This window comes from Sphingomonas sp. PP-CE-3G-477, from assembly GCF_003050745.1.
Taxonomy (GTDB): Bacteria; Pseudomonadota; Alphaproteobacteria; order Sphingomonadales; family Sphingomonadaceae; genus Sphingomonas.
Window position 1 is genome coordinate 175253 of record NZ_QAOF01000001.1, and the last position, 15409, is coordinate 190661.

A 15409-nucleotide genomic window follows, 5' to 3' on the forward strand; every position below is an offset into this window, starting at 1 on the left:
TGCGCCTTCGCGTGAGAAAATCTGGTTCACGCAAAGGCGCGATGGCGCGAAGATGGAGCGTTCCGCGTGACTGATTTCCTCCTAGAACTTCGCTCCGAAGAAATCCCAGCACGGATGCAGGCGAAGGCGCGCGACGATTTGTCGAAGCTGTTCACCGCCGAGCTCGCCAAGGCCGGCATCGCCACCAGCGCCATCGTCACCTACGCGACCCCGCGCCGCCTGACGTTGATCGCGCGCGACCTGCCGCTCGAGACCGCCGCCGTCTCCGAGGAAACCAAGGGCCCCAAGACCTCCGCGCCCCCGCAGGCGCTCGAAGGCTTCCTCCGCAAAACCGGCCTCACCCGCGAGCAACTCGTCGACCGCAACGGCACGCTCTTCGCGGTCACTGAAAAGCCCGGCCGCGCCACCGCCGCCGTGCTCGCAGAGGCCATCCCCGCGATCGTCCGCGCGTTCCCTTGGCCGAAGTCGATGCGCTGGGGGGATGCGTCGGCCAGCACTGAATCGCTCCGGTGGGTCCGCCCGCTGCAAGGCATCGTCGCGCTGCTCGGCGAAGAGATCGTGCCGTTCGAGATCGCCGGCATCGCCAGCGGCGCCGCGACGCTCGGCCACCGCTTTCACCACCCGTACCAGATCACGATCGGCGGCGCGCACGACTATGTCGAGAAACTGCGCGCCTGCCACGTCATCGTCGACCATGACGAACGCGCCACGCTGATCCGCGACCACGCCCGCGAAGCCGCGATGCAGGCCGGGCTCGAACTCATCGAGGACGAAGGCCTCGTTGCCGAGAATGCCGGCCTGACGGAATGGCCGATTCCCCTGCTAGGCCAGTTCGACCCCGCGTTTCTCGACGTCCCGCCCGAGGTGATTCAGCTTACGGCGCGCGTGAACCAGAAATATTTCGTCTGCCGCGACGCGGACGGAAAACTGGCGAACGCGTTTGTCTGTACCGCTAACATCGCCGCGCACGACGGCGGCGCGAAGATCGTCGAGGGCAACCGCAAGGTCCTCGCCGCGCGTCTGTCGGACGCCAAGTTCTTCTACGACACCGACTTGAAGGTCCCGCTCGAAGAGCAGGCGGAGAAGCTGTCGAAGATCGTCTTTCACGAAAAGCTCGGCACGCTAGCCGACAAGGTCGACCGCGTCGCGAAGCTCGCCCGCTGGCTGGTGGAAGAGGGCATAGTCACTTCTGCTCCCTCTCCCCTCTGGGGAGAGGGTTGGGGTGAGGGGCTGCCAAGCAGCGCCACCCCCGGAACAGCCCCTCACCCCAACCCTCTCCCCGCAGGGGAGAGGGAGCAGTTGGCTACCCACGCAGAACGCGCAGCCCGCCTCGCAAAAGCGGACCTCGTCACCGGCATGGTCGGCGAGTTCCCCGAGCTGCAAGGCCTGATGGGCGGCTACTACGCCGCCGCGCAGGGCGAGCACCCGGCCGTCGCGACCGCCATCCGCGACCACTACAAACCGGTCGGCCAAGGCGACGACGTTCCCACCGACCCGGTAACGGTGGCCGTGAGCTTGGCGGACAAGCTGGATACGCTTTTCTCGTTCTTCTCCGTTGGGCTTTATCCTACGGGATCAAAGGATCCTTTCGCTCTTCGCCGAGCGATGTTGGGTGTCATCGCGACTATCTTGAAGTCAAAGCTCCGTTTTCCATTCACGAAAATTGCGCGAACGCAGTATAATTTACCTGATAGACCATTGGCATGGTTTTTGGATTTTCTTGATGAGCGCCTCAAAGTCCAGCAACGTGAAGCCGGCGTCCGTCACGACCTGATCGACGCGGTGTTCGCGCTCGGTGGCGAGGACGATCTCGTCCGCCTGCTCGCGCGAGTCCACGCACTCCAGGCGTTCGTGATCACCGAGGACGGCGCGAACCTGCTCGCCGGCTACAAGCGCGCCGCCAATATTTTGAAGAAGGAAGCTCCTTCTGCTCCCTCTCCCCCTCGGGGAGAGGGTAGGGGTGAGGGGCTGCCAAGCAGTGCAGCGCCCGGTACTGCCCCTCACCCCGACCCTCTCCCCGCAGGGGAGAGGGAGCAGGAAACGCTGTCCTACACTCCCGAACCCGCAGAGACCGCGCTGATGACCGCGCTCGACTCCGCCGAACCCCGCGCCACCGCCGCGATCGCCCGCGAAGACTTCGCCGCCGCGATGGCTGCCCTTGCGAGCCTCCGCGCGCCGATCGATGCGTTCTTTGATAGCGTTATCGTCAACGACTCCGATCCCGCCAAGCGCTCCGCCCGTCTCGCACTACTTGAGCGAGTCCGCGCCGCAGTGCACAACGTCGCAGATTTTTCGAAGATCGAGGGCTGACTGGGGTGGAAGTGCAGACGGCTCCCAGCGTCTGCACTTTCTATACTTCACTTTTGCCCCGCCCATAAAAACAAGCACTTAGAGGACCGACCATGACCCAATATGTGTATCGCTTCGGCGGCGGTGTTTCGGATGGCGGCAAGGGCGACAAGAACCTGCTCGGCGGCAAGGGCGCGAACCTCGCCGAGATGGCGTCGATCGGCCTGCCGGTCCCGCCGGGCTTCACGATCTCGACCGATTTCTGCGCGGTCTATTACGACGAGGGCGGCCAGTTCCCGCAAGGCCTGCGCGACGAGGTCGCAACCGGCCTCGCGCACATCGAAGGCGTCACGGGCAAGAAGTTCGGCGACTCCGCCGACCCGCTGCTCGTCTCGGTCCGCTCCGGCGCCCGCGCGTCGATGCCGGGGATGATGGACACCGTCCTCAATCTCGGCCTGAACGACGAGACCGTCGAGGGCCTCGCCGCCAAGTCCGAGGACGCGCGGTTCGCCTGGGACAGCTATCGCCGCTTCATCCAGATGTACGCCGACGTCGTCCTCGAACTCGATCACGGCGCGTTCGAGGAAGCGCTGGAGATCGCCAAGGAAGACCAGGGCTTCACGCTCGACACCGAACTCTCCGCCGACGACCTGCGCAAACTCGTCGCGGAATATAAGGGCCTCGTCGACAAGCTCTGGGGCAAGCCCTTCCCACAGGACGTCCACGACCAGCTCTGGGGCGCGGTCGGCGCCGTCTTCGGCTCGTGGCAGTCGGAGCGTGCGAAGGTCTATCGCCGCCTCAACGACATCCCCGGCGGCTGGGGCACCGCGGTCAACATCCAGGCGATGGTGTTCGGCAACATGGGCGACACCTCGGCGACCGGCGTCGCGTTCACGCGCGACCCGTCGAAGGGCGACCGCGCCTATTACGGCGAATTCCTGATCAATGCGCAGGGCGAGGACGTCGTTGCCGGCATCCGCACCCCGCAATACCTTACCAAGACCGCGCGCGAAGACGCCGGCGCCAAGCCCGCTTCGATGGAAGAGGCGATGCCCGAGGTCTACATCCAACTCGCCGACGTGTTCGACACGCTCGAAAACCACTACCGCGACATGCAGGACATCGAGTTCACGGTCGAGAAGACCAAGCTCTGGATGCTCCAGACGCGCGCCGGCAAGCGCACCGCCAAGGCTGCGCTCAAGATCGCCGTCGACATGGCCAACGAGGGGCTGATCACGCGCGAGGAAGCGATCCTGCGCATCGAGCCGATGGCGCTCGACCAGCTGCTCCACCCGACGCTCGATCCCAAGGCGCACCGCGACGTCCTGACCAAGGGCCTCCCCGCATCGCCGGGTGCAGCCTCAGGTGCGGTCGTTTTTGACGCCGATGCCGCCGAGAAGAAGGCCGCCGATGGCGTCGCCGTGATCCTCGTCCGGACCGAGACCTCGCCCGACGACATTCACGGCATGCATGCGGCCAAGGGCATCCTCACCGCACGCGGCGGGATGACGAGCCACGCGGCTGTGGTGGCCCGCGGCATGGGACGCCCCTGCGTTTCGGGCGCCGGCACGCTCTCCATCGACGCCAAGGCGAAGATCATGCGCTGCGGCGGCCGCGAGGTGAAGGAGGGCGACCTGCTCACCATCGACGGCACCACCGGCGAAGTGATGATCGGCGCGGTCGCGACCGTGCAACCCGAGCTGTCGGGCGATTTCGCCACCTTGATGGTATGGGCCGACGAGGTCCGCCGCCTGAAAGTCCGCGCCAACGCCGAGACCCCCGAGGATTGCCGCGTCGCGCGCGAGTTCGGCGCCGAGGGCGTCGGTCTCTGCCGCACCGAGCACATGTTCTTCGAGAGCAGCCGCATCACCAACGTCCGCCAGATGATCCTGGCCTCGGACGAGAAGGGGCGCCGCGTCGCTTTGGAGAAGCTGCTCCCCGAACAGCGCAAGGACTTCACCGAGATCCTCGAGGTGATGGCGGGGCTTCCAGTGACGATCCGCCTGCTCGATCCGCCGCTCCACGAATTCTTGCCCCATGAGGAAACCGAATTCGCCGAAGTCGCGACCGCGGCGGGCGTCGACGTCGACACGCTCAAGCGCCGCGCGGCGGAATTGCACGAGTTCAACCCCATGCTCGGCCATCGCGGCTGCCGTCTCGGCGTGACCTATCCCGAGATCTACGAGATGCAGGCCCGCGCGATCTTCGAGGCAGCGGTCGACGTCGCGGAGAAGTCCGGCGCCGCCCCGATTCCGGAAGTCATGATCCCGCTCGTCGCCACCCGCCGCGAGCTAGAGCTGATGAAGGCCGTCGTCGACAAGGCCGCCCAGGCGGTGTTCGCCGAAAAGGGCCTAACGATCGAATATCTCGTCGGCACGATGATCGAACTCCCCCGCGCAGCCCTCCGCGCCGGCGAGATCGCGGAAGTCGGCGAGTTCTTCTCGTTCGGCACCAACGACCTGACGCAGACCACTTTGGGCGTCAGCCGCGACGACGCCTCGCGCTTCCTGGGCGCGTATGTCGAGCAGGGCATCTACGCGAAGGACCCGTTCGTCAGCATCGACGTCGAAGGCGTCGGCGAACTGATCGAGATCGCCGCAGAACGCGGGCGCAAGACGCGGGCAGGAATCAAGCTCGGCATCTGCGGCGAGCACGGCGGCGACCCGGCCAGCATCGCGTTCTGCGAAAAGGTGGGATTGGATTACGTCTCCGCCAGCCCCTACCGCGTCCCGATCGCCCGCCTGGCAGCGGCACAAGCGGCGCTGTCGAAGAAGTAACGCTCGCTCAAAAGTAGCACCACCCCAGTGAGAGCCGCCACCCCGGCGAAGGCCGGGGCCCAATTGGAACGTCCAAGGTAACGAAGGACTGCCTCCAGTTACCTAGCGTCCCCAATTGGGCCCCGGCCTCCGCCGGGGTGGTTACTCGTTGGGTGAGTTATCGCAAACCAAACCTGTTTCCCCGCGAAGGCGGGGACCCAGACTGGGCTCCCGCCTTCGCGGGAGAACAAGGGGGCGGGGGCTAACCCAACCCCCTAACCCTCACCGACGCTGATCAAAATCGAACCAACCACGCTTAGTCCCATCGGCATTATACGCCGGCCGAGCATAACCCGGCCGCGCCGAAGACAGCGCCCCAGTCCGCGACGTGTCCACAACCGGCGCCCGCTCCACGACCGGGGCCCGTTCGACAACCGCCGGAGCAACCCGCGCCGCCTCGGCCGCCTTCACCAACCGGGCATTCTCATGCTCGGCCTCGACAGCCCGCTTCTCGGCCGCAGCCGCCCGAACATCGCCATCCTTCTTCACCGCAGCATGCGCGTCCCGCTCCGCCAGATACCGCGCCTTCCACTTCTTCCCCCCCGGATGGCTCGCCAGTCCGAACAACCAGCCGGCGACGAAGACCAGCGCAAGCGCCGCGAACTGCGTAGGTGTGGAAAACAACGGCATCGTAAAAACCCTCCTGTTACGGGAGCTCAACGATCCGCCGGCGCTGCGGTTGCCTCAGCCCTTGATCAGGTTGTCGGAGATCGAACACGCCGCCGGCCCGAGGATGACGACGAACAGCACCGGCAGGATGAACAGGATCAGCGGGACGGTCATGATCGCCGGCAACCGTGCGGCCTTTTCCTCGGCGCGCATCATGCGCTCGTTGCGGAACTCGGCCGACAGCACGCGCAGCGCCGATGCCAGCGGGGTGCCGTATTTCTCGGTCTGGATCATCGTCGTGACGACGCCCTTCACCGCGTCCAGCTTCACGCGCAGGGCAAAGTTCTCGAATGCGCTGCGCCGATCGGTCAGGAACCCCAGCTCGATCGCGGTCAGCGTGAACTCCTCGCCGAGTTCGGGATAGGCACGCCCCAGTTCGCGCGCGACGCGGTGGAATGCGGCATCGACGGTCAGACCGGCTTCGGCGCAGATCACGAGCAGATCGAGCGCATCCGGCAGCCCCTTGCGGATCGCGTCCGAACGCTTCTTGATCTTGTTGTCGAGATACAGGTCCGGCGCCTTGTAGCTCAGGATGAACGTCATCGCGACGAGCCCGTATTTCTTGAGCGGCCCCCAGGTCGCGAAGCCGTCGGTGCCGTACACCCAGTACAGCATCGCCCCGCCGAGCACGATCGGCAGCACGAGCCGGCCGAAGATCACCGACGGCGCCCATTCCTTCGAACGGATGCCAGCCTGCATCAGCTTAACCTGGACCGCCTTGACCTGGCTGTCCTGCAACACCTTCATCGACGACAGGATGCCGCGCATGCGGTCCGCGGTATCGTTGCGCTGGACCAGCTTTGCGCGGCGTTTGGTGGACGCGGTGATGCCCGCTTTCAACTGCTCGCGCCGGTCGTTCAGCGCCTTTACGCGCTTGGCCATCGGATCGTTGACGGTCATCACCGCGTAGATCGCGATCATCACCGCGAACGCGGCGACGCCCGACAGGATCGTCGCGACCCAGAGTACATCGATCCCGAGCAGGGTAGGTCCGGCGGTCTCGCCCATGTCGTATCCCTCAGATCTCGAAGTTGATCATCTTGCTCATCACGAAGGCGCCGATCCCCATCCAGATCAGGCCGCCTATGCCGGTGACGATGAGCCGCGGATCGATGAAGAAGTTCTGCATGTATGTGCCGTTGACGAAATAGATCAGCCCGAACACGATGAACGGCAGCGCGCCGATGATGTAGGCGGACGCTTTCGATTCCGACGACATCGCCTTGATCTTGAGCTTCATCTGGCCGCGTTGACGCAGCACGGTGGCGAGGTTCGCGAGCGTTTCCGCCAGGTTGCCGCCCGTCTCGCGCTGGATCGCGATGGTGATCACGAAGAACTGGAACTCCGGCGTGCCGAGACGGTCGGCGGTTTCCTGCAGCGCGGCGTCCATCGTCCGGCCGATCTTCATCTTGTCGCTGACCGACCGGAATTCTTCGCCGACCGGCCCGTCGAGTTCCTGTCCGACAACCCCGATCGTCTCGCTGATCGGCAGGCCCGAGCGCAGTCCGCGCACCAGCAGTTCGATCGCGTCCGGGAATTTCACGGTGAACTTGCCGATCCGCCGCTGGATCGTCTTGCCCACCACGAGATGCGGCAGGCCGACGCCGACGAACAGCCCGAACAGCAGGGCCAGCAGGATCGGCATGCCCTTGAGCAGCATCAGTACCGCAACGACCACTGCGATCCCGGCAGTCGCCATGCCGTATTGCCCGACGGTCCAGTCCTTGCCGGTCATCGCCAGCCGCTTGGCGAGCAGCACCGGGTTCGGCAGGATGCGGCCGAAGGCGATGTCCATCTTGGTATCGCGGTTGTTCGAGATGCGGCGCATCTGCGCTTCCGCGACGATCAGCGCGTCACCGTGGCGCTCGCGCAGCGACGCGATGCGCCGCGACTTGGCGCGCCCGGCCGATGGCCCCGCAAATGCGAACACCACCATGGCAAGCACCACGCAGGCACCGATCATGACCAGCAGCAACGGCAACAGCGGCATGGCCTAGCGGTCCCTGATTGCGGCAGGCCGGCGATCGGATCGGGCGCGCATGGTCACTTCGCCTTTGCCGATTTCGCCGCGCGCTTCGGGATCAAACCCCTCAGCTCGCCGAACTTGCCCATCAGCGACTTGCCCTTCGCGCCCTTCGCGCCATCGACACCGCTGTCCGCGACTGCGGCCGCCAATGCGCTCGCCAGTGCGACGATCGGCGTGATGGTCTTGGAGTTCTTGCCGGTTTCGACCAGCGGCTTGCCCAGCTTGGCCGCCTGCGTCGCGAGTTTCTGGTCGAACGACACGAGATAGTCGATCTTGCGCTCGATCGAGCCTTCGAAGTCCTTGCGCGTGATCTCGAGCTGCCCGCCGACATGAACCCGGTTGGCGACCACGAACAGCTCGGTCTGCGGCGCGTTCGACTTCATCCAAGACAGGATGCGGATCGTGTCGCGCGCCGCGGCCAGCGTCAGGTCGGTGACGATCACCGCCAGCTTCACGTCGCTGATCAGATGCGGGTGCTGGATCAGCATCGCGCGCGGCAGATCGACGACGGTGCATTCGAACGCCGCGCGCATCTCTGCCTGCAGCTGATAGAAGGCGGCACCATCGGTGATCAGCGGCGTGCTGATCGGTGCCTCGGCGCTAAGCACGGAAAGCTTCTCGGATGCCTTGACCATCGCCCGCTCGATGAACAGCCCGTCGATCCGGCTCGGGTTCTCGATCGCATCGGTCAGGCCTCGTCCCGGCTCGAGATCTAGGCTGAGTGCGCCGGTGCCGAAATGCACGTCGAGATCGAGCAACGCGGTCGATCGCTTCTCCTTGTCCGACAGCAGCCAGGCGATCGACGTCGCGATCGTCGACGCGCCGACTCCGCCGCGCGTGCCGATCACGCCGACCGAACAATGCGGGCGCTCCGGCGATACCTCGATGTGCTTGGGCGCGTTCAGCATCGTCTGCGCGTGCACGAACGCCTCGCGAAGCATGTCCGGATGCAGCGGCTTCAGCAGATAATCCTGGATCCCGCTCGCGACGAGATCGCGGTACAGGCGGACATCGTTCACTTGGCCCGCGGCGATCACCACGGTGCCCGGCTCGCAGACTTCGGCGAGCGCGTGGATGTCGTTCAGCGGATCGCCCGATTCGGCGAGGTCGACGAACAGGATCTGCGGCGAGGCGGATACCGACAGCGACTGGATCGCGTTGCGCAGGCCGCCTTTGTGGATCTTCTCGACCGGCCAGCCGAGCTCGGTCGCGATCGGGCGCAACGCCTCGGCGGTCGTCTCGTCGCAGACATAGGCGATAAAGGGTTCGCGGTGCGCGATCCCACCCGGTTTCCAGGGCGCGTTCATCACTTTCCTCCCGTGCTGGCGGCGGCCAGGCCGCTGGCACCGGTCGGCGCTTTCTTGCGGTACGTGTCGATCGCCTTGTACGAGACCGCCGCATCCGTGGTTTCCGTACCCGGCGCACCGCGCACCAGATCGGCGGGATTGGCGACCATCGCGGCCAGGTTGCGATTGACTGCGCAACCATAGTTCGAGGACGTGTTCGACTCGAATTCGTTGGTCGAATCGCGCGACCAGTCCGGGCAGCGTGGCACGGCGGCGCGCATCCGGCTGACCACGACGCGGATCGTTCCGGGGGTGACGGTCGCAGGCGTAACCGGCGCGTCGTCGCTCAACAGCAAGCCGTATCCCGCGACCACCGCGGCGACGGCGTCATGCGCGCGGAGGCCTTCGCCCGCAGGATCGTCGATCGCGACCCGGTCGCCATATGCGAGCCGCATCGTCGTCATCCAGCCGGCCAGGCGGCGTTCTTCGCCTGGGACCAGCGCACCCCCGGATACGCCGAGATCCAACGCATAGTCGGATCGGCTGACGACCGGCTGGTGGACCGATTCGAGACCGCGATTCTCCGTCCCCATGCAGCCCGCGAGCAGCAGTGCGGATGCGAGGGGCGCTAGGATCGATTTGTTGATCATCGGAAATCCTTGGTGCGTTGGGCGCATGACGGGCTCAATTCGAGAAGCCGGGGGCGGGCACGGCGCCCTTTTTCGGTTTGGCATTGCCCTTGGTCTGAACGGCCGGGGTGGCGTCGGCTTCGCTGCGGCGGACGTCGCTGCGGGGCACGGGCATGACGGGTGCGGCCGCTCCGATGGCAGGGCGCGCATAGGTTGGCGGCGCGAGGGTCGGGACGGGACGCTTGCCGCCGTCGGTCGCGCTCAGCCGCCCCAGCAACACCCGGTCGAGATCGGTCGGTGCACGCGCGCCATCGGTCGGCAAGGCGATGTCGCTGGCGTTGTTGACCGGCTTCACCAGATACGGCGTGATGACGATGACCAGCTCGGTTTCGTTGCGCTGGAAGGCGTTCGAGCGAAACAGCGCGCCGATGATCGGCAGGTTCGAGAGGCCGGGCGTCTTGTCGTAGGTGTTGTTATTGTTGTTCGACAACAGGCCACTGATCATCATGCTCTGGCCCGAGCCGAGTTCGACGGTGGTCTCGGTCCGCCGTGTGGTGATGCCGGGCACGCGCGTACCGCTTAGAGTAATGGCGTTCGCATAATCGAGCTGCGACACTTCAGGGCGCACACGCAACGAGATGCGGCCGTCGGACAATACCGTTGGGGTATAGGCCAGGCTGATTCCGTATTGCTTGTACTCGACCGAGATCGTGCCGAGCGCCTGCGCCAGCGGGATCGGAATTTCGCCACCTGCCAGGAACGTGCCGGTCTCACCCGACAAGGCGGTCAGGTTCGGATTGGCGAGCGTGGTCACCTGACCCAGCGTCTCGCCCAGGTCGATCGCGCCAAGCAGGTCGACACCCAGCAATTTGCCGGCGAGGCCAAATGTCGACCCCAACGCGCCCTTGGCCACACCCGTATTGCCAGCCGTCGGCGTAGCGCCGCCAACGAACATTCCGCCACCGGGTGCAAATATCGTGGCGTCTCGTCCTTGCCCCAGTCCGAACTTGAAACCACCAGTCCGGTCGAAGGATTGGATGTTCACGCCGATATTCTTGACGAAGCTGCGGGTGACTTCGGCGACGCGCACCTGCAGGTTGACCTGCAACGGCGTCGCGGTTTTCAGGCGCGACAGCACCTTGGTCGATTCGCCGACGAACGCCTGCACCAGCCGCTCGGCTTCAGCGGCATCCTCGGGCGCCGCAACCGTTCCCGTCAGGAGGATCAGTCCGTTCATCGGCGTCGCGATGACCTGGGCCTCGGGCATCGCCAGGCCCAGCATCTGCTGGACCGAGTCGAGGTTGTTGCCGACGCGGACGGTGGCCGAATACACGACGGCACCACCTCTTGCGGTGGCCGAGATCGTCGTCTCGCCGGTCTTCTTGCCGAACACGTAGAGCTGGGTTGGCGACCGCACTTGGACATCGGCGATCGCGTCGTCGGCGACGAACAGGTCGGTCATCGGCTGCGCCAGCGTCACCAGCCGGCCACGGCCGGTGTTGACCTGCACGATCGGCGAGCCGGCTGCCGCTGTGGTCGCCCTGCCGCGCTGCGCGAGGGCAGGGACGTACGGTGCTGCCGTCGCTGCGACCAGGGCGACCGCGAGCGGCCAACCGAGCGGTTTGCCGATCCGCGTCGCGAGGAGAGTGGTTGCAATACGCATCTTAATTCTTCCCCCCGACCGGAACGACGGTCAATGCGTTGCCGCGGGCGACCCGCACCACCGGTCCCTGGACGGCAACCGCGCCGCCAGCGGATGGCGCGACCGGCACGCCCTGCATCGACCGGCCGCTCATCCCGCCACCCTGAGCCTCCTTGCCGGGCACGCTGCTGCGCTGATAGCGCGAGACGTCCGCCCCGGTCTGGTAGGTAGAGGCGCCGGCCGAGGGCTGGCTCGCGAGCCGAACCATCATCGCCTTTTCCGCCTTGGGATCGTTGCCATCCGGCACCTTGACGGCACCCGAGGCGATTGCTTCCTCCAGTTCGGCCGAATTGTCCGCGATCGAGCGCAGCGACAGCGACAGCGTTCCCAGCGTCTGCGCGACCGCAACCTGCTCCGCCATCTTCGGCGTCGCCTCGATCGTCACGTTGGAGAAGGTCTGGACCTTGGTCTTGCCGTCCTCGCCGACGAGGTTGTCGGTCCGCTGGTCGGTGGCGAGCACGCGGATGTTGCGCATGATCGTCTCGGAGACCTTCAACGGCTGGCCGTCGCCGCCACCGGCGACCGTCTGGGTCAGGACCAGGTCGATCCGGTCACCCGGAAACACGAAGCCCGCGACCGCAGCCTGCGCCGACACCGGGACGGTCACCGCCCGCATGCCCGGTCCGAGGGCCGCCGCCAGGAACCCGCGATCGCCGGGCTTCACCAGCGAGCCTTGGGTCACCGGCTGCCCGGCGGTGATGATGCTCCGCACCACCGTGCCCTGCAGCGACTGGAGGTTGGTCTTGTCCTTGAGATAATAGGCGTTGTCGACCAGTTCCTTGGGCCAGGGCTGATATTTCAGCGCGGTCGCGTCGAGGATCGTGCCGACCGGCAGCGAACGTGTCGCGACGAGAACTTCGGGACCATCGATGACGGGCGCGGCGACGACTACGGCACCGGCTTGCGGTGCAGAACTCCCGGCGATGAGCGTCCTGGCAAAGAATGCTGTGATGGCTGCAACTATCAGCGCGCCAACCAGCAAAATTATCTTGCGACTATCCATGACTACATCGTGCCTTTCAGGCGCCGGGAGTGTGTTCTGACATTAATCATCACTGAAACTGGTTAAGGAGTGGTTCGCGGATCGCAAGAAGCCCGGCGAATGCTATCGCTACGCCGTATGGAACTTCGATCTGTCCTGAGTTTTTCTTGATTCTGCGTTCGATCATCATCACGATGGTGACGACGCCACCAGCGATCGACATCACCATCAGCATCGACAGGAACGCCGGGAACGGCAGCCACAGCGCCAACGCGACGATCAGTTTCACGTCGCCGCCACCCATCATCCCGAAATGGAACGCGACCAGGAATACCGCGAGCACGGCCAGTGCGCAGCCGACCTGCATTGCCATGTCCGGCCAGAGGTCCAGCCCGTTGGCGTACCACCAGACGGGTGCCAGCAGCGCGATCACCGCGTTCTTCCAATTGGCGATCTCGCGCGTCCGCGCGTCCTGGATCCCGGCGGAAACCAGCAGGCCACCGAGCATCACGATCAAAATTGGAAGAGCAATGTTCCACCCCATCGGCTAGGTCCTAACGGAGATGGCTTTCGAAAAAGTAACCGTCCCCGGTAATTTCCTTCCCAATTCCGGGACCTTCGCCGGGCTGGATGCCCTCCAGGCCGTGCGTCGTGCGATTCCCGCCGATGCACGCGTGGGATGGTGGACGGCACCCGATGGCTGGAAGCTGCGACGTTTCGACTGGCTCGCGGCCAGCCCGCGTGGGCGCCTGTTGTTCCAGACCGGTCGCGGCGATATCTTCGAGAAATATCTGGAGACGCTCGCATATTTCCACGCAGGCGGTTGGTCCGTCACTGCGTTCGACTGGCGCGGGCAGGGTGGTTCGGGGCGGCTGTCGGCGGATCCCCATGTCGGCCATGCGAGCGATTACGGCGTGTTCGACTCGGATCTCGCGGCGTTCTGGGCGGACTGGATCGCGGACGGTGATCTGCCCAGCGTCGTACTGGGCCATTCGATGGGCGGGATGATGGTCATGCGCGCGCTCGCGAATCGCGCGATCCGTCCCGATGCAGCGATCCTCGTCGCGCCGATGATCGGGTTGAAAGCGCCGCTAGGCGCGGCGTTCAGTGGTACCGTTGCACGGTGGATGGCGAAACACGGCGACCCGGCTCGCGCGGCCTGGCGTAACAACGAACGCCCCGGCTCGGCCGCATCGCGGCAAACGCTGCTGACGCACGACGTCGACCGCTACGCCGACGAGGGTTGGTGGCAGCGGCAACATCCCGAGCTGGTGCTCGGCCCGCCAAGCTGGGCATGGCTCGCGCAGGGGTTCGCGGGCGCCGCCGCACTTGCCGTCGATCCGCGGATCGAGTCGGTCGACACGCCGGTGCTGATGCTCGTCGCCGAGGCCGACAAGCTGGTCGATCCTCCCGCGGCGCTTCGGCTCGCGGCGCGGTTGCCGGACGCACAAGTCGTTCGCTTCGGTCCGGAATCCGCGCACGAGATTCTCCGCGAGGCAGATCCGGTGCGCAACCGCGCGTTGTCGGCGATTAATGCGTTCCTGGCCGCGTGCGTGCCGTCGCAGTGACGGCGTCCGTGTACGATATCGCGATCGTCGGTGCCGGCATGGCGGGCACCAGCCTCGCTGCGGCGATCGGATCGCAGGCGCGCACGCTCGTGCTCGAAGCCGAGGATGCGCCCGGCTATCATGCGACCGGGCGTTCGGCGGCATTCTGGTCGGAAACCTATGGCGGCCCCGGTATTCAGCCGCTTACCACCGCGTCGGGCCCGGTCCTCCAGGCCGGCGGGCATCTGGCACCGCTCGGCTCGCTGCATATCGGTCGCGCCGAAGACGAGCCCGCGATGGACGCGTTTCTCGCCGAATTCGCCGGCAGCGACGTCATCCTCGACCGCGTCGATCCGGCCGCGTTCATCCCCGGCCTCCGCTCCGCATGGACGCTGGGCGTGCAGGAGGCGAGCTGCGCGTATATCGACGTGGCCGGACTGCACGCCGACGGTATCGCCCTGGCCCGGCGGGCAGGCGTGGACTTCGTCACCGATGCCGCGTTGGTGAGCGCAACGCGTGCGGATGGCGTCTGGACGATCGAGACGAAGGCGGGCGCCTTCCGTGCGCGCGCACTCGTCAACGCGGCGGGCGCTTGGGCCGACGCGGTTGCGATCCGCGCCGGCGTCCGTCCGTTGGGACTGCAAGCCTATCGCCGGACGATGGCGCAACTTCGCACCGATCCCGGCGCGCCGGCGGGCTTGCCGCACGTCGCGGACATTGCGGGCCGCTTCTATTTCAAGCCTGAGGCCGGTGGCCGTCTATGGCTCAGCCCGCACGATGAAACTGCGACCGACCCGTGCGACGCGGCGCCCGAGGAGATCGACATCGCGATTGCGGTCGACCGGTTCGAGCAGGTCGTCGACTGGCGTGTCGCTGCGGTCGAACGAAGCTGGGCGGGGCTGCGCACGTTCGCGCCCGATCGCCTGCCGATCTATGGCTTCGACGTCCGTATGCCTGGCTTTTTCTGGTGCGCGGGGCAGGGCGGCTTCGGGATACAGACCGCACCCGCCGCAGCAATGCTCGCGGCCGGTCTCTTGCTCGATACTCCGCCCGATCAAGCTATCGCGGCCATCGATTCCGCTCGCTATTCGCCGAGTCGTTTCCGCTAAACGGGCAAGAACAGCATCAAAGCGAGTGCCGCGGATACAAAGCGATCCGGATGTTTGTGCGATTTTGACTACCAAATCGGTAGATGAATCCGGCGCTGGACTGGATAATTTCCCGCGCAAGCTTCGCGCAAATGAACAGCAATGAACTAGTCGGCAAAACTAGAAAAATGTTAGTTTTCGTTCGTGGTTAACGCTTCATAACCATGACCTCATCTTAGGCGATGTCGTCGGGATGCCAAGGCAACGACGAAGTTGGTTTGGCTGTAGTGGTGGTGGAAGCACAATGGACAAGCTTTTCGTGGGAAGTGCCGTCTCGACGATCAGCGCGCGCGGCGAACTGGTGCTTCCGGAGCA

General features: G+C 65.5%; 12 protein-coding genes. 4 read left to right on the forward strand and 8 right to left on the reverse strand.

Annotated elements, in window-relative coordinates; translation table 11 throughout:
• Nucleotides 1–66: 66 nt before the first annotated feature.
• Together glyS and ppdK are read left to right on the forward strand one after the other, a co-directional pair.
• A complete protein-coding gene (glyS, locus tag C8J45_RS00820) occupies nt 67–2310 on the forward strand; it encodes a glycine--tRNA ligase subunit beta (RefSeq protein ID WP_107961508.1) in 2244 nt (747 codons plus the stop codon).
• 92 nt (nt 2311–2402) lie between these two features.
• Nucleotides 2403–5066, forward strand: a complete 2664-nt coding sequence (gene ppdK / locus C8J45_RS00825; RefSeq protein WP_107961509.1) for a pyruvate, phosphate dikinase — start codon at nt 2403–2405, stop codon at nt 5064–5066.
• 261 nt (nt 5067–5327) lie between these two features.
• Here ppdK and C8J45_RS00830 read toward each other — a convergent pair whose 3' ends face one another.
• From C8J45_RS00830 to C8J45_RS00865, 8 genes are read right to left on the reverse strand one after another with little or no spacing between them, the layout of a single operon-like run.
• On the reverse strand, nt 5328–5735 hold the full coding sequence (locus C8J45_RS00830; protein WP_107961510.1) for a hypothetical protein: 408 nt from the start codon (nt 5733–5735) through the stop codon (nt 5328–5330).
• Nucleotides 5736–5789: 54 nt separating this feature from the next.
• Nucleotides 5790–6782, reverse strand: a complete 993-nt coding sequence (locus C8J45_RS00835) for a type II secretion system F family protein (protein ID WP_107961511.1) — start codon at nt 6780–6782, stop codon at nt 5790–5792.
• A gap of 10 nt (nt 6783–6792) precedes the next feature.
• Nucleotides 6793–7764 carry a type II secretion system F family protein gene (locus C8J45_RS00840; RefSeq protein WP_107961512.1) on the reverse strand — a complete coding sequence of 324 codons (972 nt, stop codon included), beginning with the start codon at nt 7762–7764 and terminating at the stop codon, nt 6793–6795.
• 53 nt (nt 7765–7817) lie between these two features.
• Nucleotides 7818–9107 (reverse strand): pilus assembly protein CpaE, encoded by a 1290-nt coding sequence (locus C8J45_RS00845; protein ID WP_107961513.1) that lies wholly within the window; start codon nt 9105–9107, stop codon nt 7818–7820.
• Nucleotides 9107–9736: a CpaD family pilus assembly protein gene (locus C8J45_RS00850; protein WP_107961514.1), complete on the reverse strand. Its 630-nt coding sequence runs from the start codon at nt 9734–9736 to the stop codon at nt 9107–9109. The genes C8J45_RS00845 and C8J45_RS00850 overlap by 1 nt, the downstream gene beginning before the upstream one ends.
• A 34-nt stretch (nt 9737–9770) precedes the next feature.
• Complete coding sequence (locus C8J45_RS00855; RefSeq protein WP_107961515.1) at nt 9771–11378, reverse strand: type II and III secretion system protein family protein; 1608 nt, start codon at nt 11376–11378, stop codon at nt 9771–9773.
• Between the two features lies 1 nt (nt 11379).
• Nucleotides 11380–12420 carry a Flp pilus assembly protein CpaB gene (cpaB, locus tag C8J45_RS00860; RefSeq protein ID WP_107961516.1) on the reverse strand — a complete coding sequence of 347 codons (1041 nt, stop codon included), beginning with the start codon at nt 12418–12420 and terminating at the stop codon, nt 11380–11382.
• A 49-nt stretch (nt 12421–12469) separates the two neighbouring features.
• Nucleotides 12470–12907, reverse strand: coding sequence for a prepilin peptidase (locus C8J45_RS00865; RefSeq protein WP_258191199.1), 438 nt, complete (start codon nt 12905–12907; stop codon nt 12470–12472).
• Between the two features lie 55 nt (nt 12908–12962).
• Here C8J45_RS00865 and C8J45_RS00870 point away from each other — a divergent pair, with 55 nt between their 5' ends.
• Both C8J45_RS00870 and C8J45_RS00875 read left to right on the forward strand, forming a co-directional pair.
• Entirely contained in the window at nt 12963–13967 is a 1005-nt protein-coding gene (locus C8J45_RS00870) for an alpha/beta fold hydrolase (protein WP_107961518.1), read from the forward strand.
• Between the two features lie 38 nt (nt 13968–14005).
• A complete protein-coding gene (locus tag C8J45_RS00875) occupies nt 14006–15055 on the forward strand; it encodes an FAD-binding oxidoreductase (protein WP_107962162.1) in 1050 nt (349 codons plus the stop codon).
• The last annotated feature ends 354 nt before the right edge of the window (nt 15056–15409 follow it).

Bases quoted from the DNA above. Each gene is read 5' to 3' on its own strand.
- C8J45_RS00875 (WP_107962162.1), top strand. From the start codon at position 14,006: ATGGCGGGCACCAGCCTCGCTGCGGCGATCGGATCGCAGGCGCGCACG.
- C8J45_RS00830 (WP_107961510.1), bottom strand. From the start codon at position 5,735: ATGCCGTTGTTTTCCACACCTACGCAGTTCGCGGCGCTTGCGCTGGTC.
- C8J45_RS00855 (WP_107961515.1), bottom strand. From the start codon at position 11,378: ATGCGTATTGCAACCACTCTCCTCGCGACGCGGATCGGCAAACCGCTC.
- ppdK (WP_107961509.1), top strand. From the start codon at position 2,403: ATGACCCAATATGTGTATCGCTTCGGCGGCGGTGTTTCGGATGGCGGC.
- C8J45_RS00850 (WP_107961514.1), bottom strand. From the start codon at position 9,736: ATGATCAACAAATCGATCCTAGCGCCCCTCGCATCCGCACTGCTGCTC.
- C8J45_RS00840 (WP_107961512.1), bottom strand. From the start codon at position 7,764: ATGCCGCTGTTGCCGTTGCTGCTGGTCATGATCGGTGCCTGCGTGGTG.
- C8J45_RS00865 (WP_258191199.1), bottom strand. From the start codon at position 12,907: ATGCTCGGTGGCCTGCTGGTTTCCGCCGGGATCCAGGACGCGCGGACG.
- cpaB (WP_107961516.1), bottom strand. From the start codon at position 12,420: ATGGATAGTCGCAAGATAATTTTGCTGGTTGGCGCGCTGATAGTTGCA.
- C8J45_RS00835 (WP_107961511.1), bottom strand. From the start codon at position 6,782: ATGGGCGAGACCGCCGGACCTACCCTGCTCGGGATCGATGTACTCTGG.
- C8J45_RS00870 (WP_107961518.1), top strand. From the start codon at position 12,963: ATGGCTTTCGAAAAAGTAACCGTCCCCGGTAATTTCCTTCCCAATTCC.
- C8J45_RS00845 (WP_107961513.1), bottom strand. From the start codon at position 9,107: ATGAACGCGCCCTGGAAACCGGGTGGGATCGCGCACCGCGAACCCTTT.